We start from the raw sequence: 19,451 nt of genomic DNA on the forward strand, positions 1-19,451 counted from the left end.
TTCATGAAGGTTTTGCTGTTATGCTACCGTGGCAGTCCCTTTTGCGGAGGCCTCGGTATTTATCTTTATTATCTGAGCCGCGAGCTGGCACGAATGGGTGTTGAAATCGATGTTGTCGTCGGGCCGCCCTATCCGGACCCTATGGAAGAATGGGCCGCGGTTCATAAAATCGAGAACCTAAATATCTGGATGGTGAAGACGAAGAAATTCGGGTACGATCGGCTGAAGCGCGTCTACTCACTTTGGAATTTCGTCGATTATATCCTGACCCGTTTTCATATTTTTCCTGAAATGGAAACATTCAGCATCAGGGCTTTTTTCAAGATTCGCCGGCTTTTAAAGAAGCGGACCTATGACATCATCCATGATGTCAACGGCCTTGGATGGGGCCTTCTGTTCATGAAGGGTTTCGGCATACCGGTCATATCCACCATACACCACCCCCTGACACGCGACCGCGATGCCGATTTGATGATGGACAAGGATTTCTGGGGACTGGTCACGACGGTGTTGTTCTATCCCCTGATGATGCAGCGCTTTGTCATCAATCGCCTCGACAGGATCATCACATCATCCAATGAGGGGATCGATGAACTGAAGCGGGCCTTCGGTTTGAGCAGAAAAAAGGTATCCGTCGTATATAACGGCATGGACGTGGAAAGCTTCAGGAACACCGGCGAAAAACGGGACACCAGCACCATACTCTTCGTGGGTAACACCGAGGATCATAAGAAAGGGATCCTCTTTCTGCTGGAGGCCCTTGCTGAGCTCCCCGAGGGCATAGGGCTGACCATCGTTGACGAGGGGCCGCCGCTGAAAAAGAACGCCGCTGAGCTGATACGGAAGGTCGGCGTGGAGAAGCGCGTGACCTTCACCGGCAAGGTGGACCAGAAGACGCTGGTGAGCCTTTATAGCAGGGCCGCGGTCCTGGTCATGTCGTCCCTGTACGAGGGTTTCGGTCTGCCGGCGGCCGAGGCCATGGCCTGTGAAACGCCGGTAGTCGTCACCAGGGCCGGCGCCCTTCCGGAAGTGGTGGACACGTCATGCGGGGTCCTGGTGGAGCCCGGCAACGCGAAGGCCCTCAGGGACGCCATCATGGGCGTTCTCAAGGACGCCGATGCACGAAGGCGGATGGGCAAGAACGGAAGGAAAAGAGCCGAGGATAATTTTTCCTGGCCCGTGGCGGCGAGGAACACTCTTGAAGTATACCGTGATGTTATCAACAAGTACAGGAGAGCATAATGAAAATATGTCTGTTAAGCTATCGTGGTAATCCGTATTGCGGCGGACAGGGAATCTATGTCATGTACATAGCGCGCGAGCTGGTGAAACTGGGACACGAAGTGCACGTCATTGCCGGTCCTCCCTATCCCTTTGACGAGGAAGGCGTTATCATTCACCGGGTGAGCAACCATAACTATTTCAATAAGAAAAAGGATTTCATAAAGCCCCATAAGCCCTTCGCGACCCTCCAGCCCCTGAATTTTTATGAATTCGTCGCCGCCAAGATGGGTATCTTTCCTGAAATTGAAACATTTTCCGTGCGCGCATTTTTTAAATTGAAAGAGCTTCTTAAAGAGCACAAGTATGATATCATTCACGACAACCAGTGTCTTGGATACGGGTTCCTCCTGATCCAGAGGCTGGGAGTTCCCTTTATATCAACGATACATCATCCCCTCTCCATTGACCGCTCCACCTGGTTCGAGTATCCCTCGGATTTCAATATCAAGATGAGGCGGATCCTGTACTATCCGTTGCTGATGCAGAAATTTGTCGCGAACCGGATGAATCGGATAATAACCGTCTCTCATAACGCGGCCCTGGAAATAAACAAGGCCTTCGGGGTCAACCAGAAGAAGATCAACGTCATTTACAACGGGATGGATTCGAGCCTTTTCTATCCCGTCAAGGGCGTGCAGAAGAAGAAAAACAGCATTATTTTCGTCGGCAATGTCGAGGACAGGAAGAAAGGCGTTATTTATCTCCTGAAAGCCATGACCCTGACCAAGCACAAGGTAAGCCTTACTATCGTCGACGGCGGGGCCCCCAACCGGAGCACGGTCCCGAACCTGATCGACAAGTTCGGCCTCAACGGCCGGGTGACCTTCACCGGAAAGATCCCCATTGACAAGCTGATACGTCTCTATTCCAGGAATGAGATAGCCGTCCTCCCGTCCCTCTACGAGGGGTTCGGTTTCCCGGCGGCCGAGGCCATGGCCTGCGAGCTTCCCGTTCTGACCACGACAGCGGGAGCCCTCCCTGAAGTGGTGGGGGAGCACATGAAGACCGGATACCTGGTGCCGCCCCGCGACGCCGAAGCCATAGCCGAGGGCATAGATTTTCTCCTGGATAACCCCGATCTCCGCAGGGAGATGGGCAAGGCTGCGCGGAAACGGGTCCTTGAAGTCTTTACCTGGGAGAACGCGGCCCATGAGCTGGTCGCCATGTACGAAGAGGTGATCAATGCTCACCGTGGACTTTGACAGGCTCACTGTCAGAAAGGGCGACATCGTTCTTGACGCGGGATGCGGATTCGGCCGGCATTCCCTGGAGTTTGTGTCCCGCGGCGCCACCGTGTACAGCATGGACATGGACATGGAGAGCCTCCGGAAGACCCGCTTTTCCCTGACCCAGATGAAAAAGCATGTCAAGGGCGGCGAGGTGCGCTACCTTGTCCATTCCGGTGACGCCCTGAAACTCCCCTTCAAGGACGAATCCTTCGACAGGATCATCTGTTCCGAGGTCATGGAGCATGTCAGGGATGACGACCTGGCCTGCCGGGAGCTGTCGCGCGTACTCAAGAAAAACGGCAGGATCGCCATAACCGTGCCGACTGTTTTCAGCGAGCACATGTATAATCTTCTCACCTATGAATACTATACCTCGCCGGGGGGCCATATTCGTAATTATTTTCCCGGCGACCTCGCGGCCATGATGAGGCGAAACGGCATGGAAGTGTATGCCATAGGGTTCAAGCACTCCTTCCATACCATCTGGTGGATGATCCGGTCCGTGGTGGGGCTTCACCTGAGCGACCATCCCCTGACAAGGGCCTACCACAAGTTTCTTCACCTGGGGCTTTATTCAAACATGGTCAGGAAAGCGGAGTCCTTCTTTGATTATTTTTTCCCTAAGAGCGTGGTCATCTACGCCTGGAAAAAATAGCGGCTCATCGCAGGCGCCGGACAACCAGTCAAAGGGTCTCTGTAAATAACAAAAAATAACTTGCTATGTGAATACGCTTCATCTATCTCTGTCTTAAAATTGAATTCCTCCAGACCATGGTATCAATGAAACGTATCGTTGTTGCAATTATTGTCTTGATGTGCTGGACCGCGTCGGAAGGGGCCAAGCCGTACCGGGGTAGAAAGATCAACCTTTTCGGCAATTCGGCTGAGTCCCTCGCCCGGGCCGGGACGGGTGTGACATCGTCAGGGACCGAGCAGTTTTATCTGAATCCCGCCTCCATCGCCGATTCCGAGCGGATCGGGGCAAGCTTCCAGTACGGGTCCCTTCCATTGCCCACGAAATACTACGATGGCGGATTTTCCCTGGCCGTACCGACCTCATACGGCGTATTCGGGGGTTTCTTCCGATACATGAAGTTCCCCGGCAGCGCCATTGATATCAAGGAAGGCTACAGCGTGAGCGTGGGAAGCGCCCGTGACCTGACGAGGCAGCTGATGCTGGGCTTTTCCCTGAATTTTGTATACGGGAAGAACGGCGGAAAATCGTTTTACACCGGCGGGAATCTCGGGTTCATTTATAAATTCCCCGGCACGGCAGCGCGCTACGGCTTCTGTATCCATGACCCGCGGATAGGTTTTTCTGTCAATTTCGGGTATCCCTTTGGCAGCCATCGCAGCTATGCGGATATGAATGCCATCACCCTCGGTTACAGCTTCAAGTTTTTCCATATCAAGCAGTTCTCGCTTGGATTATATAATGATTTCACGGTGCTCAATTATCGGGACTTCCCTCTTAAATTCGGCATTGAATCGGAGATCTTCAATATTCTTATCATCAGGGGGGGCTATGTGATCCCCCATGCCTATAACAGCGGAAACTTCACCACAGGATTCGGTCTGAAAATCGATACGGAGAGTTTCAAGGGCTCCCTGAATTATGCCCTCAACTTTTATCCAAACATGAAGTACACCCATTATATCGGCGTCAATTTTGAATATGGCAAACTGGACCGGGAACCTCCCGAAACGGAGATCGGGGCGGATAAAAACGATATCTCTCCCAATCATGACGGGTCGAAAGACTACGTCCTGTTCAATCTCAGCGTCTTTGACAGGAGCAGGATAAAGGGATGGAAGCTCCAGATCATGGATGCCGGATCCCAGATCATCAAGGATTATTCCATATCGGAACGGGACATCAGCGACCGGCTCTCCGCACAGGAATTTTTTAAAAGGCTTTTTAAAAAGCGTGAATCGATGGTCGTTCCCGAAAGGATTATCTGGGATGGCACCGATGTGAAAGGGAAAACCGTGCCCGACGGCAGATATGGCTATTCCTTTACGGCATGGGATGAAAAGGACAATATTGCGGCCACGAAATCAGGTTATGTCTATGTTGACAATACTCCACCCGAGGTTGTCCTGGAAAAAAGCGACGATCTGTTTTCGCCCAATAAGGATGGCAGGAAGGATATCTATACGATTGTGCAGAAAATAAAATCATCGCCCGAGGATGAATGGTCTGCCTGTTTTAAAGATTCACAGGGGAATGTGGTCAAGAAATACAGCTGGGCAGGCAATGCCGTGCCGGCCCGTGTCGTATGGGACGGGAAGACCGATTCAGGCGATGACGCTCCCGAGGGCCTGTACAGCTATTCCATCTCCTGCGCTGATAATGCCGGCAACAGGGCCCATGCGGACATCAACTCCATCACGCTTACCCGTAAATATGAGATCGCCGACATCACCCTGACACCGGAGTATTTTTCTTTCGCCAAAGAGACGCCCTTGAAAATATTCCCGGCCCTGTCAAGCACGCACGGCCTCGTGGAGTGGAAAATCCTCATACAGAATGCGGGAATGAAGATTATAAAAGAAATCAGCGGGACGAATTCGATCGACAAGATGCTGACCTATGATTGCACCGACAAGGACGGGGCGCGTCTCAATGACGGCGTGTATTATGTCAGGTTCATCGCCGTGTTCAAGAGCGGCAACACGCCTGAGTCCTTTAACAAGATGTTTACCGTGGACAGCACCCCGCCGAAGCTTTCGGTATCTCATTCGCCCTCCCTGTTTTCGCCTGACGGGGACCGTGAAAACGACCTGTTGAAGATTGAGCCATGGGCGAAAGACAGCACGGGGATTAAAAGCTGGAGGATCATCGTCTATGATTCATCCGGTGAATCCTTCAAGACATTCTCCGGCAACGGCGCCGTTCCCGGGGAGATTCTCTGGGACGGTCTCGGGGACACCCTGGACATCGTCGAATCAGCCGCTGATTACACCATCGTTCTCGAAGCCACGGACATGGCCGGGAACAGGGGGGTATCCTCTCCGGACCGTCTGGAAGTGGACGTGCTGGTCCTGGTAACCGAGCGGGGGCTGAAAATAAGAATCAGCAATATCGAATTTCCCTTCGGCAGCAATGAAATCAAGTACAAGGGAAAGGTGATCCTTGACCGGGTCTTTCAGATACTGCAGAAGTATGAGAGCTATGACGTCCTCATCGAGGGACATACCGACGACATCGGCAAGGAAGAGTACAACCTCGAGCTCTCGGAGCGAAGGGCAAAAGCGGTGAACGACTATCTTCTGGGAAGGGGTATACCTCCTGACCGGCTGAAATATGTGGGAATGGGGGAGACGGTGCCGCTCTATCCCAATGACAGCGATGAGCATCGGCGGCGCAACCGCCGTGTTGAATTCATGCTGATCAAAAGGGTCGCCGAATAATGTACCTGGTCTTTTCCGACCTGGACGGCACGCTTCTTGATCATGACACCTATGAGTATCATGGAGCCCGGGAAGGACTGGCCCTTTTGAAACGGCGCGCCGTTCCTCTCATCCTGGTTTCCAGTAAGACGCTGGTGGAGATGGAAACCCTGCACCATGAGTTGAATCTGGAGGGGCCCTTTATATTTGAAAACGGCGGCGGTATTGTGTGGCCCGAAGCAAGGAAAGACCCCGAATATATCGGGACGGCCGCTTCTGAGCTGAAGGAAAAGAGAACGGTCCTTGAAGCGCTCCTGGGAGAGACGGTCCTGTTCATCACGGACATGGACGTTGAAGAGATAATGAAATGTACCGGACTTTCCAGAGAAAGGGCGCTCCTGTCAAGGAAGCGATTGACATCCCTTCCCTTCCTTGTACCATCAGGAAGAAACATTTCCGGGGAAGATCTGGAGAGGATCAATGGCGATTTGATCAGGATGGGTTTGTCGATAACAAAGGGCGGCCGGTTCTACCATTTCCTCTCGGCAAGGTCGGACAAAGGATCGGCTATAATGCGGGTTATTGATTATTACAGGGATAGACATGTAGCCGGGATCGTGACAATCGGCATCGGGGACAACGAAAATGACGTTCCCATGTTCAGGGTCGTGGATATTCCCGTTGCGGTAAGACGAAAGGACGGAACAATAATCGGGACTGCCATGGACAATATCAGAAAAATGAAGGGAACGGGACCGGAAGGCTTCAGTAAGGCGATCCTGTCTATCATCGGCGATAATTGATGGTACGCGCATTTGTGACCGCATACCTGTCATGACGATGCAAAGGTAATAGTTACCCAATAATATTACGGAATAAAGGAAGATCCATGAAATCTCTCATAAACGCTCTCATTGGCGTAATCACATGGGTGTTCAATGTGTTAAGGCAACTGTGCCGCAAGCTGCTTGAACATTTCATGGAGATTAACATATGCGAAAAAGCGATAGTGATCAGCACCATCATCGCCTTTGCGGCCGTGGTCGCTCCCATGGCGCGGTACCGCATATTTGATGTTTATTTTTACATCAATAACCCGATTGCCCATTATATGGTGGGGATCGTTCTGGTCATGATCGTTACCGTATACATCCCGGGCCTTATTGCCATGGCAATTCGTGTCATCCTGAATATTCTGTACCTGGTTGATGTTATCTACCTTCAGGCAGCTCATGAAATCAGCAAGGCGCCCTACGAAGTGACAGTGGGGTATTATTTGAATATTATCATTGCCCTGGTCTATATCGTGCTTTCGCTGGGAAGCTTTTTTCTTTTTCGTGAATCTTAGTTATGAAGATATTCAATGTCTACAAGGGGCAGAACGCCGGTACCTTCTTCTTTTTACAGTTCCGTAAAATTTTTGTAACATGAAAAAAATCGACATTATCTGATAAATTAAATGGTAGATTTGATACAGTCGATCGGCATGTAGTATGGTAACCTGGTCATTTGGTTTATTTGAAATTTTGATGTGCATCATATTCCTGAGGTTTTATGTGTCATTTTCAGGAAATCGAACACTATAAAATATTCTTATATATTAAGGAGAATTCCATGACAAAACACAAATTTCAGACAGAGGTCAACCAGCTTCTGCATCTTATAATTCACTCTCTCTATTCGCACAAGGAGATATTCCTGCGCGAGCTCATTTCAAACGCTTCTGATGCCCTTGACCGGCTCAAATACCTGACCCTCACGGATGAGGCCTACAAGGGCATGGATTTTGAGCCCCGGATCGACATTTATTTCGAAGATAAAAAAGAAAAGACACTGACCATAGCCGATTCCGGCATCGGGATGAGCGACCATGACCTGGAGGAGAACCTGGGCACCATCGCCCGGTCCGGGACCAGGGGGTTCGTCGAGCAGCTCACCGGGGACGCCCGCAAGGATTCCAACCTGATAGGCCAATTTGGCGTCGGATTTTATTCCTCCTTCATGGTGGCCGATAAGGTGGAGGTCATCAGCAGAAAGGCGGGTGAGGACAAGGCGTACAAGTGGACCAGCGACGGGAAAGGCGAATATGATATCCAGGACGCGGAACGGGAAACCCAGGGAACGTCCGTCACCCTCTACCTGAACAAGGAAGGGGAGGAATACGCCAGCCGGTATCAGATAGACACGGTCATTAAGAAATATTCAAACCACATACCCTTCCCGATATTTCTGCACTATGAAAGCACGCGGTACGAAGGGGAAGACGACAAGAAAAAGGAAATAAAGGAGCCGAAGACCGACCAGATCAACGCGGCGTCGGCCCTATGGAAAAGGCCCAAGTCGGAGCTCAAGGACGACGATTACAACGAGTTTTACAAATCCATTTCCCACGACATGGACGAGCCGCTGCTTCGGATCCATACCCACGCAGAGGGAAAACTCGATTACACGACCCTGTTCTTCATACCGAAACACGCCCCCTTCGATCTCTTCAGGGCCGACTACCAGGCGGGAATTAAACTGTATGTGAAACGGGTATTCATCACCGACGATGACAAGGAGCTGATGCCGGTGTACCTCCGCTTCGTCCGGGGGGTGATCGATTCGGAGGACCTGCCGCTGAACGTCAGCAGGGAGATCCTCCAGCAGAACCGCGTGCTGGCGAAGATAAAGACCTCGTCGGTGAAGCGGATCCTGGATGAGCTGTCGAAGCTCCAGAAAAGCGATCGGGAAAAATACAATGAGTTCTACAGGGAATTCGGCATACCCGTCAAGGAAGGCCTCTACCAGGACATGGAAAACCGTGAAAAAATCCTGGAGCTGGTGATGTACAAGTCCACCTCGGTAGATGGGTACACGACCCTCGATGAGTACAAGGACCGGATGAAGCCGGACCAGGACGCCATCTACTATATTACCGGCGCCAAGGAGGGGAACCTGAGAAATTCACCGCTCCTGGAAATGTATAAGAACAAGGACATAGAAGTGCTCGTCATGGATGACGAGGTCGATGATATCATCATTGCCTCTGTGCCGAAATTCAAGGACATAAACCTCAAATCGGTGAACCGGAGCGACGCGGCCGAAAGCCTGAAGAGCGAGGAGGACAAGCAAAAAGAGAAGGAGATAGAGCCGCTCATCAAGAAGATCAAGGACGTCTTGGGAGAGGAGGTCAAGGACGTGAAGGCGAGCACGCGCCTCAGCGATTCCCCGTCCTGCATCGTGGCTGATGAAAGCGACCCGACCGTGCAGATGCAGCACCTGCTCAAGGCCATGGGGCAGAAGAACATGCCAGATTTCAAGCCGATACTGGAGATCAACCCGGAGCATGAGATAATAAAGAAGCTGGAAACCGCTGATGATAAGGCCGTCGTCGAGGACATCAGCCATCTCCTCCTCGAACAGGCCCTTCTCATCGAGGGGGTTGAATTGAAAAGCCCCAGCGAGTTCGTGAAGCGGCTGAACCGCGTCATGGGCAAGGCGCTATAACAAGTAACCGGTATTGAATTCAATGGTAAGTCTTTACGGATAGGGCTCAATAGCGTATATAACGAAAATAATAAAAAGATCAAGAGATAAAAAAAGACGGCCCAACGGGCCGTCTTTTTTTATCAATTTGTTTTTGATAGTTAGAAGGTGAAGGCAGCGGAAGTATGGTACCGGTGATCGATGGCGCTGCCAAGATCGCCTTTCCATTTGGTCTGGTGGCGGGCATATTCAAATCCGACCCAGACATAGTCATTGAGGAACCACTGTGCCGATCCATTGATTGTTTCGTTCCAGAGGATATTGCCGAAGGCGATATTCCTGGTGTTGCTTTTCATGCTTCCGCCGTAACCGGCTACCAGCAGGATCGGAATCGGGCCGATCTTTCTCAGGTCGAACTGAACCTGGGCATAGCCGCCCTGCATCTTTACGCCGAGAATTTTTGTGCTCGAGAGATTCTCAACAGTGCCCTGGCCAAGGCCGCAGGTGAAGGAGTCCATGTTGACGCCGCGCCAGTACGCGCCGACGAAGGTGACAAGGGATATTTGGATTTTTCCGAAAGCATGAGCCGCATAGGACCTTGTCAGCCGTGCCCATCTCTGGTTTAACAGCGCGGCTTGAACGGCAGTAATGGGAGCGCCGGTTCCCCAGAGATTCCTGTTTGCTATGTTGTTAAAAGTCAAGGGGTGTCTTTCCCACTGATAATGGCCGCTGCCTCCCAGTGTCATGCTGAATATATCGTTCGGCTTTATTGTGAAGTAGAGGCGGGCGCGACCGCCGGGGAGCTTGCTTGCCTCGCCGGGTCCGCGGTTGTCAGCCTGGCCGCCATTAACGCCGGGATACAGGTCGGTGGCTGTGCCGGTATCGGCGCCGCTCAAGACCCGCGCCGCGGCCAGGTCCAGCACTAAATTGTAATTGTCATTGCCGAATTTCTGGCCGAACCATATCATCGGCTCCCGGATAAAGATGTTGCCGTTCTCGCCGTAAGGAACGTAGGTCAGGGTTGCCGGCGCTGCCGGTATCGACATGGTCACACCCCAGGTCTGGCCGAAAACAAGGTACGCGGAATACATGTCGGTCTTCCAGTCGAGTTGTAAATAACCGTGGCGGATCATCGGTATCCCCTGGCGGGCGCCGGAACCGGAAACGGCTGTGCCGCCCCAGAAGTCTATTTCGACGTTTGCCTTTGTGTCAGCTCCGATCGCTTTGGGTCCGGTGAGGTTGAGGCCCAGGCGGGAGGTGCGCATGTCGATTACAAATGAACCGTCCCTTTGGGCTGCCGTCTTTTTCAATGAAATAAGAGGCGTTCCTACGGTACCGGTTGTTAATATGGCGGTAGGCGCAGTAGGATTCAGATAGAGCACCTGGTTCTCAACACGGAACGGTCCTGATTCATTGAAAACATCGTTTGAATTGTAAACCATGTCCATCTTGACAAAGCCATAGAGCTGAACTTTAAAATATTCGCCATTGAAGAGCATTATCTTCTCTTTGCCTTTCGGTTTTTCGGCTTTGACGGGTTCAATCAGTTCTACGCCTTTCTTGTCCTGGGCCTTCTTATCCTGCGGTTTTGCCTGCGCGAACAGGGCGGTTGTTGAAAAAATGAATGCCGCAAGGAGGAAAAGCCCGAAAATTCGGTTTTTAAGCATAAATAATCCTCCAAAAAATTTTTATATTTGATGTTCCAAATCAGCTAAAATAAATCAAACATTTTTTTGTAACAAACATTTTTATTTAAGCGGGATTATACATATCAATGCAAATAAGTAGACTTTGACAAAACCGTGCCAAAAGTGATATTTTGTGATAATACTACCGGGGAATCAATCTATGAAAAATAGCCCCTGCAGGGGCTATTTTTTTTCCGTTACCTCAAGGCATTTGTCAATTATGGGCATCCATTCTGAATCCCTGAAATATTTTTTTGTATTCAGGAGAAAATCATTTTCCTGATCCTTTGTGCGTTCAAAGGTGGAATACGTGCCGCAGTAAAAGGTCCCATACATGAAGGATTTCAGCAAATTGTAGTAGTGCAGCTGCGCCTTGTCGCCGTTCTGCTCGATGTTCTGGTAAAGATTCTTCATCCTGTTTTCAATGGAAAGCTTGCCGGCAAAGACGACCTGGTTGGAACCCACGTCTATGACGGTGCTCCTGATGATAGCGGCGTCATAGAAGCTGTTGTAGCTATTGTCGGTCTGGGTGAAAAATGACGCCACCGCCGCGTATTTTCCCGGCCGGGCGTTGATGAGATAGACATAGTCGCCCCGGGCGTAATTGGATGGTATGATCTTGTTTCCCAGGTTATTCTCGTCCTTTTCATCAAGCTTGACGAAATATACCGTTTCAGGCTTGTTGTTGAAAATCTTGAGCGTCAAAGTGCGGATTGAAATGCCGATGACCGAGCTGTCCTTCTCGTCGACGGACCTGAGGTTCTTGGGGAGGCCGCATCCGATCAGTGATAACGAAACGAGTATGAATACGATTTTTTTCATAGGTGCCATCCTTTCTTTATGAACGCAATATCACCCGATCGCCGGCCAGATCGATTGCCGATCCGATAATACGGGGGGATTCTCCCGATTGTTTCAGCTGCTCCACTGCCCTGTCCGCCTGTGACCTGTCAACGAAGATCATCATGCCGATCCCCATGTTGAAGGTAGTATACATCTCCCTGTCGCTGACACCGCCCTCTTTCCGGATCAATCTGAAAATGGGCGGCAATTCAAAGGACGAAAGGTCAATAGTGACGGCGACATTATCCGGCAGGATGCGGGGAATGTTTTCGTAGAAGCCGCCGCCGGTGATGTGGACCAGGCCCTTGAGCTCAACGCCGGAGGAGATACAGTCGATGATGCTGCGCGTATATATCCTCGTGGGAGTGAGAAGGGCAGAGCCGAGGTCGCTCCCCAGCTCGTCGATCCTGTCGGCGACACCGCATTTTTTCATGTCGAAGAAGAGCTTTCTCACCATGGAATATCCGTTGGAGTGTATTCCCGACGAGGGGAGGCCGATGATAACGTCGCCCGGCGCTATGGTCTTCCCGTTGATGATCTTCTTGCGGTCGACCACGCCCACCGCGAAGCCGGCGATGTCATAATCGTCCGGGGCCATGACATTGGGATGCTCGGCGGTCTCGCCTCCCACGAGGCTGCAGTCCGCCTGGCGGCATCCTTCGGCAAGGCCCTTCACGATGTCTACCATGACGTCTTCGATGAGGCTGCCGCAGGCGATATAGTCGAGGAAGAACAGGGGCTTCGCCCCGGATACGACGATGTCGTTGACGCACATGGCCACGGCATCGATGCCGATGGTGTCGTGCTTGCCCATCTGCTGGGCTATTTTCAGCTTCGTGCCCACGCCGTCGGTGCCGGAAACCAGGACCGGATCGGCGTATTCGGGAAAGGAGCCGGAAAAAAGGGCCCCGAAGCCGCCGATGTCGGTTATCACTCGCTTGGAAAAGGTGGACCGAACGATGGGGGCGATGCGCTTGACGAAATTGTTCCCCCCCTCGACATCAACGCCGGAATCCTTGTATGTTAGACCCATGGTGACCTCGCACAATAGTGTGGATTAATAATTGGAACGGGGAATTAAGGCAAGAATTATTTGAGTATTTTCTTCAGCGTTTTCTCGAGCCAGTCTATATGCTCGATGACGGAGGCCTTGGCGCCTTCGGCGTCTCCCCGCTCAATGGCCGTTATCATCTTCAGGTGCTGGGCATAGAAGTGCTCCGAGGCGCCGGCGACGCCGATCAGCTTCTGCCTGCTGTAGGGAAGGGCTCCCTTCAGCAGTGATGAGATGGATTTCATGAGGTGAGCGAAGATCGTGTTGTTGGTGGCGTCGGCAAGGTCGTCGTAGAAACGGGCGTAGAGCTTGCCTCCTTCCTTGGAAAGAAGAAGGGCGGCCATACCCATTTTATCAGCCTCGCTCTTGAAGCGCTTCAGGAGGGCGACCTGGCTCTTGGTCGCGTTCAGGGCCGCCATGCGCGCCGCCTCGGAGTCGATGAGACGCCGCACTGCGAGGAGCTCCCATATCTTGTTGTGGTCAACGGAAATGAGCTCGCCGATGGTCGTTTCCAGCGGCAGGCCGCCGGCGACTTTGACGAACTTTCCCCTGCGGCCGTGCGACTCGATATATCCCTTCGCCTCGAGGAGCTTCATCGCCTCCCTGAGGGAAATGCGGCTTATGCCGAATTTTTTCGTCATGTCATGTTCGGAGGGAAGCTTGTCTCCGGGCTTGAGCGCTCCCGAGATGATGTGCTCGATTATCTGTTTTGCCACCAGGCTCGGGAGATCGGGGGATTTTTCGATTCTATTCAGGACCATGTCGTTATCTCTGTCATTGGGCGTTATGAATATACACGGTTGAGGCGCGGCATCCAGGGGCAGCGCCCCATCAATCGTCAACTCGGTTACAATATGTTAATTAGTAGGCTCCAGCATCAACGATAAATTGTCATTAATTTGGTATTTTCTGCTGTTTTTTTATTGACTTATTGTATTACAAACATATATACTTTGTAATACTGTATGTCAATAATTTTTCCATTTTTTACATTCCGATATTTACCACGTTTGGAGGAGGCATGCCATGGCAGCTAAAGGGTCCCGTATCGCCATCATTGAAGGCTGCAGAACACCGTTCCAGAGATCCGGAACAGGATACCATGACATAATGGGATGGGAAATCGGACGATACGCGGTCAAGGGCCTCGTATCGAAGATCCCCATGGATGTCAATGAGATCGGCCATGTTATCATGGGCACGGTAGTGGCCGATGTAAAAACGACCAACGTGGCGCGGGAGATAATGCTCGGAGCGGGGCTCCCCTATACCATACCGGCCCATACCAATACCGTCGCCTGCATATCGGCCGGCCTGGCCATAGCCAACGCGGCCAATATGATCATCTGCGGCGACGCCGACGCGGTCATTGCCGGCGGGGTCGAGACCTTTTCCGATCCCCCGATCAAGGTTTCCGCGGCCTACCGGCGTTTCATACTGGACATGACCATGTTCAAGAGGCCGAAGACGCTGGGGGGAAAGCTCAAGCTTATCCGCAAAATGAAGCTCATGGATTTTGTGGTGCCGGAGCGTCCGGCCCTGGGGGAATATTCGACCGGCCTCATCATGGGGCAGAACGCCGACCGCCTTGCCAAAAGGCTCGGCATATCCCGGGAAGACCAGGACGCCTATGCGGCCATGTCCCACCGGAGGGCGTCGGAGGCGATGAAGAAGGGAAAATTCAAGGATGAAATTGTCCCTGTCGTGGTTCCGGGACAGGTGAAGGCGATCACCGGGGATAACGGTCCCCGCCCTGATGCGACCGCGGAAAGCCTTGCCAGGCTGAAAGGCGCCTTTGACCGGCGTTACGGCACGGTAACGGCGGCGAACTCGTCCTTTCTCACGGACGGGGCAGCGGCTGTTCTCCTCATGAGCGAAAAAAAGGCCAGGGCCCTGGGTCTCAAACCGAAAGCATACATGCACTCTCAGGCCATTACCGGCCAGGACCTGTGGGAGGAGCTTCTCCTGGGACCGGCCTTCGCCATACCGAAGGCGGTGAAGAAGGGAGGGATAAAACTTTCCGATATCGGCGTGTTCGAGATCCACGAGGCCTTTGCCGCGCAGATGCTGGCGGTCATTCGCAGCCTTGAGTCGGATTCCTTCGGCAGGGAGAAGCTGGGACTGCCGGGGAAAGCGGGCAGGATCAACATGGACAAGTTAAACAAGTACGGAGGGTCCCTTTCCATAGGCCATCCCTTCGGCGCCACCGGGGCAAGGCTTTTGACAACCTGCTGCAACAGGCTGATCGAATCAGGGGAAAAGTTCGGGGTCATCGCGGGCTGCGCCGCCGGCGCCATCGGGGGCGCCGTTGTTATCGAAAACGCCCGGTACTAATGACCGGACCAAGGAGAAAAGCCATGAAAAACATACATATGGAAATCACCCGGGAGCAGGTTGCGGTCATAACCATTGACTGCAAAGACTCGAAAGTGAACAAGGTCTCCAGTGCCCTGCTGGATGAAATAGCCGCCATGGTGGAAAAAATAGACCACGGAAAGGTCAAGGGAGTCGTCATCCTGAGCGGCAAGGAGGACAATTTCGTGGTCGGCGCCGATATCGATGAAGTTATCGCCATGAAGAAAGACAGCGAAATCAGGACATACATCAGCAGGGCCAATGACATCCTGAATCGCATCGATTCCCTTCCCCTGCCGGTGGTCTGCTGCATCCATGGCAACTGCCTGGGGGGCGGCCTCGAGGTGGCCCTGGCGTCGGATTACCGCATAGCCGCGGATTCTCCCAAGACCGTGATGGGACTCCCGGAAGTCATGCTGGGGCTCCTGCCCGCCGGGGGCGGCACCCAGCGCCTGCCGAGGCTCATCGGCCTCAGGGAATCGCTGCCCCTGATGCTGGCGGGGAAAAATGTCCGGATACGAAAGGCCAGGAAAATCGGCCTCATCGACGAGATCGTCGTTCCCTACGGCCTGAAAGAGATCGGCGTACAAAAGGCGATGGAGCTGGCGAAGAAGGGATTCAAGCGGAAGAGGAAGCGTTCCCTGGCGGACGCCTTCCTGGAATCCCCCTTCGGCCGCGGCATCGTGTTCAAGCAGGCCCGGCAGATGGTGATGCGGCAGACCAGGGGGCTCTATCCCGCACCCCTGGAGATCGTGGACTCCGTGGAGTTCGGCTGGCGCAAGGGTGTGCTGAAGGGCGTTGAGAAGGACATCGACCGCTTCGTGAAGCTGGTCTTGTCGCCGGAGGCAAAATCCCTCATGACGATATTCTTCGGCATAACCGATCTGAAAAAGAATCCCCACAAGGACAGGGCAAAGGACGTTAAAAAGCTCGCCATCCTCGGAACCGGATTCATGGGAAGCGGAATCGCCGCGGTATCGACCGGCATCTGCGATACCATTCTTATGAAGGACATGAGCGCCGACGCCGCCGCCCGGGGGATGAATGAGATATGGAAGGGCCTGCAAAAGCAGGTCCGGTCTGGAGCTTTACGGAAGTTTGAGGGCGACGTGCAGTACGGGAAATTGGTTCCCTGCGACGATTATTCGCGCTTCAAGGGGACGGACATAGTCATCGAGGCCGTTTTCGAGGACATCAGCCTGAAGCGGAAGATGGTGAAGGCCGTGGAGGAGGCAGCGGACAGGGACACCATCTTCGCGTCCAACACCTCGGCCCTTTCGATCAGATCCATCGCCCAGGGATGCAGGAGGCCGGAAAACGTGATCGGCATGCACTATTTTTCGCCGGTGCCGCGGATGCCGCTCCTTGAGATCATCAAGACGGAAAAAACCTCTCCCCGGGCGACCGCCACGGCCCTGGAGCTGGGCATCAGGCAGGGTAAGACCTGCATCATCGTCAGGGACGGCCCGGGGTTCTACACCACGCGCATACTGGGACCAATGTTGATGGAAAGCGTCCGCGTCGTTACCGAGGGAGGGGAATTTCCGGACATTGACAGGGCCATGCAGCAGTTCGGGTACCCGGTGGGGCCCATGACGCTCCTGGACGAGGTGGGCATGGACGTGGGGATCCACGTGGTCACGGAACTGAAGCCGGTACTGGAACCGCGGGGCATCGTCCCTCCCTTTGACTTTTCCGTGCTCGCCGAAAAAGGTTTTATCGGCCGCAAGGGCGGAAAGGGGCTGTACCGCTATGATATCCCGAAAAAGAAGGGGAAGAAGCCGGTCAATGAGGAGGCTTACGGCCTGGTCGGGGGCGGACCCAGGAAAAAAATAAACGTTGAGGAAGTTCAGAACCGGGTGAGCCTCATGATGGTTAACGAGGCGGTCACCTGCCTGGAAGAGGGGATCATCGCGTCGCCCCGCGACGGCGACATGGGGGCGATCCTCGGCCTGGGGTTCCCGCCCTTCCGGGGCGGCCCCTTCAGGTATGTGGATGCCCTCGGGGCGGGGACCGTGGTGAAGATCATGGAAGGGCTGGAAAAAACCTATGGGAAGCGTTTTACTCCGGCCCGGATGCTCCGGGACATGGCGTCGAAGGGAAAGAGATTTTATTCAAATAAATAATCAGCCCCCCGTCCCCCGGAGGGGGCGTGTATTAAAATGATGCTCTTTGATACATGTCATCGCGACAGGTTGAATCTTTATATTGTTATTTAAAACGATACGATCTTATTTTCTCAGGTGTTTTTTTCGTATTCGAGATAGAGTTGTAGCTTCAATACTCGCGATGACAGACATTAAATATAATATTACATGCCCCCTCAGGGGGTCAGGGGGGTCACCAGGAGAACTCTATGGATCGCACGATTCAATTCACCGAGGGGCACCAGATCTTCCGGGACACCTTCCGGAGATTCATCCAAAAGGAGATAGGTGACAACTATTCCCAGTGGGAGCAGGACGGCATCGTGCCGCGGGAAATATGGAAGAAGTTCGGCCATAACGGCTACCTGGTTCCCTGGGCGCCGGAAAAATACGGCGGGGCCGAGGCTGACTGGCTCTACTCGGTCATCATCACCGAGGAGCTGGCCCGGTACGGCGCCGGCGGCCTTTTCGTGCCGCTCCATAACGATATCGTCGCTCCCTACATCTATTCCTTCGGCACGGAGGAGCAGCGGGAGCGGTGGCTGCCGGGATGCGTCAGCGGCGACACGATCCTCGCCGTGGCCATGACGGAGCCGGAGGCGGGATCGGACCTGGCGTCGATCAGGACCACGGCGAAGCGCGACGGGAACTCCTGGGTGCTGAACGGCCAGAAGACCTTTATATCTAACGGGCACCTCTCCGACCTGGTCGTGGTGGCGGCCCGCACCGGCGACCAGGGCACGGCGCCGGCCCAGGCCATGAGCCTTTTCGTGGTGGAGCGCGGCGCCCCGGGCTTTTCCCGGGGTGAGCTTATCAAGAAAATCGGCCTGAAGGCGCAGGACACCTCCGAGCTCTTTTTCGACGACTGCCGTATACCGGCGGAAAATCTTCTCGGCGCGGAAGGACAGGGCTTTATCTATCTCATGCAGAAGCTCCAGCAGGAGCGCCTCGTCTGCGCCCTGGCGTCCCAGGCCGCGGCCGAGCGGGGACTTGAAATGACCATCGACTACGTGAAGGAGCGAAAGCTCTTCGGAAAGCCCCTGTCGAAGTTCCAGAACACCCAGTTCCTCCTGGCGGAGTTGGCGTCGGAGATAACCGCCGGGCGGTGCTTTGTGGATACCCTGATCAACAGCCATGTGGCGGGTAAAAACGTCACCGGGGAAACCTGCATGGCCAAGTACTGGGTCTGCGAGATGGCCATGAAGGTGGCGGACCGGTGCCTGCAGCTCTTCGGCGGGTATGGCTACTGCACGGAGTACCTTATATCGCGCTTCTTCGTGGACGCCCGGATCCAGACCATCTATGCGGGCACATCGGAGGTGATGAAACTGATCGTGTCGCGCTCTATGGGTCTCTAGAAAAGTTATTGACAGATAAATAATAAATCTATACATATGTTTAGTATAACCTGATGGAGGTATAATATGAAAAAAGTGATCATTATTCTGGCGGTTCTTATCGTGGCTATACTGGTCTTGATCGGCTATAGCGGGTTCTTTACCACTGTTACCATCACGGAAAAGGAAATAGGTCCCTTCACCATGGTATTAAAGAAGCATACCGGGAGCTATTATAAGACCGGCGCTATCTTTGATGAGGTTGAAGCGGTTTTGAAAAAGAAGCTCGATACAAAAAAATTGAAGGGCGTGGGCCTCTATTATGACGACCCGGCCAAGGTCAAAGAGGACCAGCTTCGCAGCGAATGCGGTTTTATCGTGGAAAAAGCGGACATTGAAAAGCTCGGAGCAATGCCGGAAGAATTATTAATCAAGGATTTCGATAAGACGCAATGCGCAGTGGCGGAATTCCCGATCAGGACTTTTCTTTCCTACATGATCGGGCCGTCCAGGGTATATCCGAAACTGGCGGAATACGGGAAGAAGAAAGCCTTTGCCGGGGATTTCGGCATGGAGATCTATGACAATCAGTCAAAGACAATCACCTATTGCATGCCGGTAAAAAAAGACTGATACCCTCCATAATTATTCGCCCA

15 protein-coding genes are annotated in these 19,451 nt (G+C 53.1%); 11 read left to right on the forward strand and 4 right to left on the reverse strand.

Annotated elements, in window-relative coordinates; genetic code table 11:
- Nucleotides 1-3: 3 nt before the first annotated feature.
- The 7 genes from KA369_02965 to htpG all read left to right on the forward strand — a co-directional run bounded on the left by KA369_02965 (nucleotide 4) and on the right by htpG (nucleotide 9,395).
- Complete coding sequence (locus KA369_02965) at nucleotides 4-1,242, forward strand: glycosyltransferase family 4 protein (protein ID MBP7734914.1); 1,239 nt, start codon at nucleotides 4-6, stop codon at nucleotides 1,240-1,242.
- Nucleotides 1,242-2,486: a glycosyltransferase family 4 protein gene (locus KA369_02970; GenBank protein ID MBP7734915.1), complete on the forward strand. Its 1,245-nt coding sequence runs from the start codon at nucleotides 1,242-1,244 to the stop codon at nucleotides 2,484-2,486. Before KA369_02965 ends, KA369_02970 begins: the two co-directional genes overlap by 1 nt.
- Entirely contained in the window at nucleotides 2,467-3,168 is a 702-nt protein-coding gene (locus KA369_02975; protein ID MBP7734916.1) for a class I SAM-dependent methyltransferase, read from the forward strand. Before KA369_02970 ends, KA369_02975 begins: the two co-directional genes overlap by 20 nt.
- A 125-nt stretch (nucleotides 3,169-3,293) precedes the next feature.
- Nucleotides 3,294-5,927: an OmpA family protein gene (locus KA369_02980; GenBank protein MBP7734917.1), complete on the forward strand. Its 2,634-nt coding sequence runs from the start codon at nucleotides 3,294-3,296 to the stop codon at nucleotides 5,925-5,927.
- A complete protein-coding gene (locus KA369_02985) occupies nucleotides 5,927-6,709 on the forward strand; it encodes an HAD-IIB family hydrolase (protein ID MBP7734918.1) in 783 nt (260 codons plus the stop codon). The genes KA369_02980 and KA369_02985 overlap by 1 nt, the downstream gene beginning before the upstream one ends.
- Before the next feature lie 176 nt (nucleotides 6,710-6,885).
- On the forward strand, nucleotides 6,886-7,254 hold the full coding sequence (locus tag KA369_02990; protein ID MBP7734919.1) for a hypothetical protein: 369 nt from the start codon (nucleotides 6,886-6,888) through the stop codon (nucleotides 7,252-7,254).
- 266 nt (nucleotides 7,255-7,520) lie between these two features.
- Complete coding sequence (gene htpG / locus KA369_02995; protein MBP7734920.1) at nucleotides 7,521-9,395, forward strand: molecular chaperone HtpG; 1,875 nt, start codon at nucleotides 7,521-7,523, stop codon at nucleotides 9,393-9,395.
- Between the two features lie 140 nt (nucleotides 9,396-9,535).
- On the opposite strand, the gene KA369_03000 is transcribed toward htpG, so the two are convergent.
- The 4 genes from KA369_03000 to KA369_03015 all read right to left on the reverse strand — a co-directional run bounded on the left by KA369_03000 (nucleotide 9,536) and on the right by KA369_03015 (nucleotide 13,717).
- Entirely contained in the window at nucleotides 9,536-11,041 is a 1,506-nt protein-coding gene (locus KA369_03000; protein MBP7734921.1) for a hypothetical protein, read from the reverse strand.
- Between the two features lie 204 nt (nucleotides 11,042-11,245).
- Nucleotides 11,246-11,884, reverse strand: coding sequence for a hypothetical protein (locus KA369_03005; GenBank protein ID MBP7734922.1), 639 nt, complete (start codon nucleotides 11,882-11,884; stop codon nucleotides 11,246-11,248).
- Between the two features lie 16 nt (nucleotides 11,885-11,900).
- Nucleotides 11,901-12,938: a phosphoribosylformylglycinamidine cyclo-ligase gene (locus KA369_03010; GenBank protein MBP7734923.1), complete on the reverse strand. Its 1,038-nt coding sequence runs from the start codon at nucleotides 12,936-12,938 to the stop codon at nucleotides 11,901-11,903.
- 56 nt (nucleotides 12,939-12,994) lie between these two features.
- The gene (locus KA369_03015) at nucleotides 12,995-13,717 is read right to left on the reverse strand and encodes a FadR family transcriptional regulator (protein ID MBP7734924.1); all 723 of its coding nucleotides are present in this window, start codon (nucleotides 13,715-13,717) and stop codon (nucleotides 12,995-12,997) included.
- Nucleotides 13,718-13,982: 265 nt separating this feature from the next.
- On the opposite strand from KA369_03015, the gene KA369_03020 reads away from it, so the two are divergent.
- The 4 genes from KA369_03020 (at nucleotide 13,983) to KA369_03035 (ending at nucleotide 19,428) form a co-directional block, all read left to right on the forward strand.
- Nucleotides 13,983-15,290 (forward strand): acetyl-CoA C-acyltransferase, encoded by a 1,308-nt coding sequence (locus tag KA369_03020; GenBank protein ID MBP7734925.1) that lies wholly within the window; start codon nucleotides 13,983-13,985, stop codon nucleotides 15,288-15,290.
- A gap of 23 nt (nucleotides 15,291-15,313) precedes the next feature.
- Nucleotides 15,314-17,437, forward strand: coding sequence for an enoyl-CoA hydratase/isomerase family protein (locus KA369_03025; protein MBP7734926.1), 2,124 nt, complete (start codon nucleotides 15,314-15,316; stop codon nucleotides 17,435-17,437).
- 230 nt (nucleotides 17,438-17,667) lie between these two features.
- A complete protein-coding gene (locus tag KA369_03030; protein MBP7734927.1) occupies nucleotides 17,668-18,816 on the forward strand; it encodes an acyl-CoA dehydrogenase family protein in 1,149 nt (382 codons plus the stop codon).
- 66 nt (nucleotides 18,817-18,882) lie between these two features.
- Entirely contained in the window at nucleotides 18,883-19,428 is a 546-nt protein-coding gene (locus tag KA369_03035; protein ID MBP7734928.1) for a GyrI-like domain-containing protein, read from the forward strand.
- Nucleotides 19,429-19,451: the final 23 nt, after the last annotated feature.

The sequence above is a fragment of the Spirochaetota bacterium genome, from assembly GCA_017999915.1.
Taxonomy (GTDB): domain Bacteria; phylum Spirochaetota; class UBA4802; order UBA4802; family UBA5550; genus RBG-16-49-21.

Excerpts from the sequence above, each read along its gene's own strand:
- KA369_02965 (MBP7734914.1), top strand. The coding sequence starts at position 4 with ATGAAGGTTTTGCTGTTATGCTACCGTGGCAGTCCCTTTTGCGGAGGC.
- KA369_02970 (MBP7734915.1), top strand. The coding sequence starts at position 1,242 with ATGAAAATATGTCTGTTAAGCTATCGTGGTAATCCGTATTGCGGCGGA.
- KA369_02975 (MBP7734916.1), top strand. The coding sequence starts at position 2,467 with ATGCTCACCGTGGACTTTGACAGGCTCACTGTCAGAAAGGGCGACATC.
- KA369_02980 (MBP7734917.1), top strand. The coding sequence starts at position 3,294 with ATGAAACGTATCGTTGTTGCAATTATTGTCTTGATGTGCTGGACCGCG.
- KA369_02985 (MBP7734918.1), top strand. The coding sequence starts at position 5,927 with ATGTACCTGGTCTTTTCCGACCTGGACGGCACGCTTCTTGATCATGAC.
- KA369_02990 (MBP7734919.1), top strand. The coding sequence starts at position 6,886 with ATGGAGATTAACATATGCGAAAAAGCGATAGTGATCAGCACCATCATC.
- htpG (MBP7734920.1), top strand. The coding sequence starts at position 7,521 with ATGACAAAACACAAATTTCAGACAGAGGTCAACCAGCTTCTGCATCTT.
- KA369_03000 (MBP7734921.1), bottom strand. The coding sequence starts at position 11,041 with ATGCTTAAAAACCGAATTTTCGGGCTTTTCCTCCTTGCGGCATTCATT.
- KA369_03005 (MBP7734922.1), bottom strand. The coding sequence starts at position 11,884 with ATGAAAAAAATCGTATTCATACTCGTTTCGTTATCACTGATCGGATGC.
- KA369_03010 (MBP7734923.1), bottom strand. The coding sequence starts at position 12,938 with ATGGGTCTAACATACAAGGATTCCGGCGTTGATGTCGAGGGGGGGAAC.
- KA369_03015 (MBP7734924.1), bottom strand. The coding sequence starts at position 13,717 with ATGGTCCTGAATAGAATCGAAAAATCCCCCGATCTCCCGAGCCTGGTG.
- KA369_03020 (MBP7734925.1), top strand. The coding sequence starts at position 13,983 with ATGGCAGCTAAAGGGTCCCGTATCGCCATCATTGAAGGCTGCAGAACA.
- KA369_03025 (MBP7734926.1), top strand. The coding sequence starts at position 15,314 with ATGAAAAACATACATATGGAAATCACCCGGGAGCAGGTTGCGGTCATA.
- KA369_03030 (MBP7734927.1), top strand. The coding sequence starts at position 17,668 with ATGGATCGCACGATTCAATTCACCGAGGGGCACCAGATCTTCCGGGAC.
- KA369_03035 (MBP7734928.1), top strand. The coding sequence starts at position 18,883 with ATGAAAAAAGTGATCATTATTCTGGCGGTTCTTATCGTGGCTATACTG.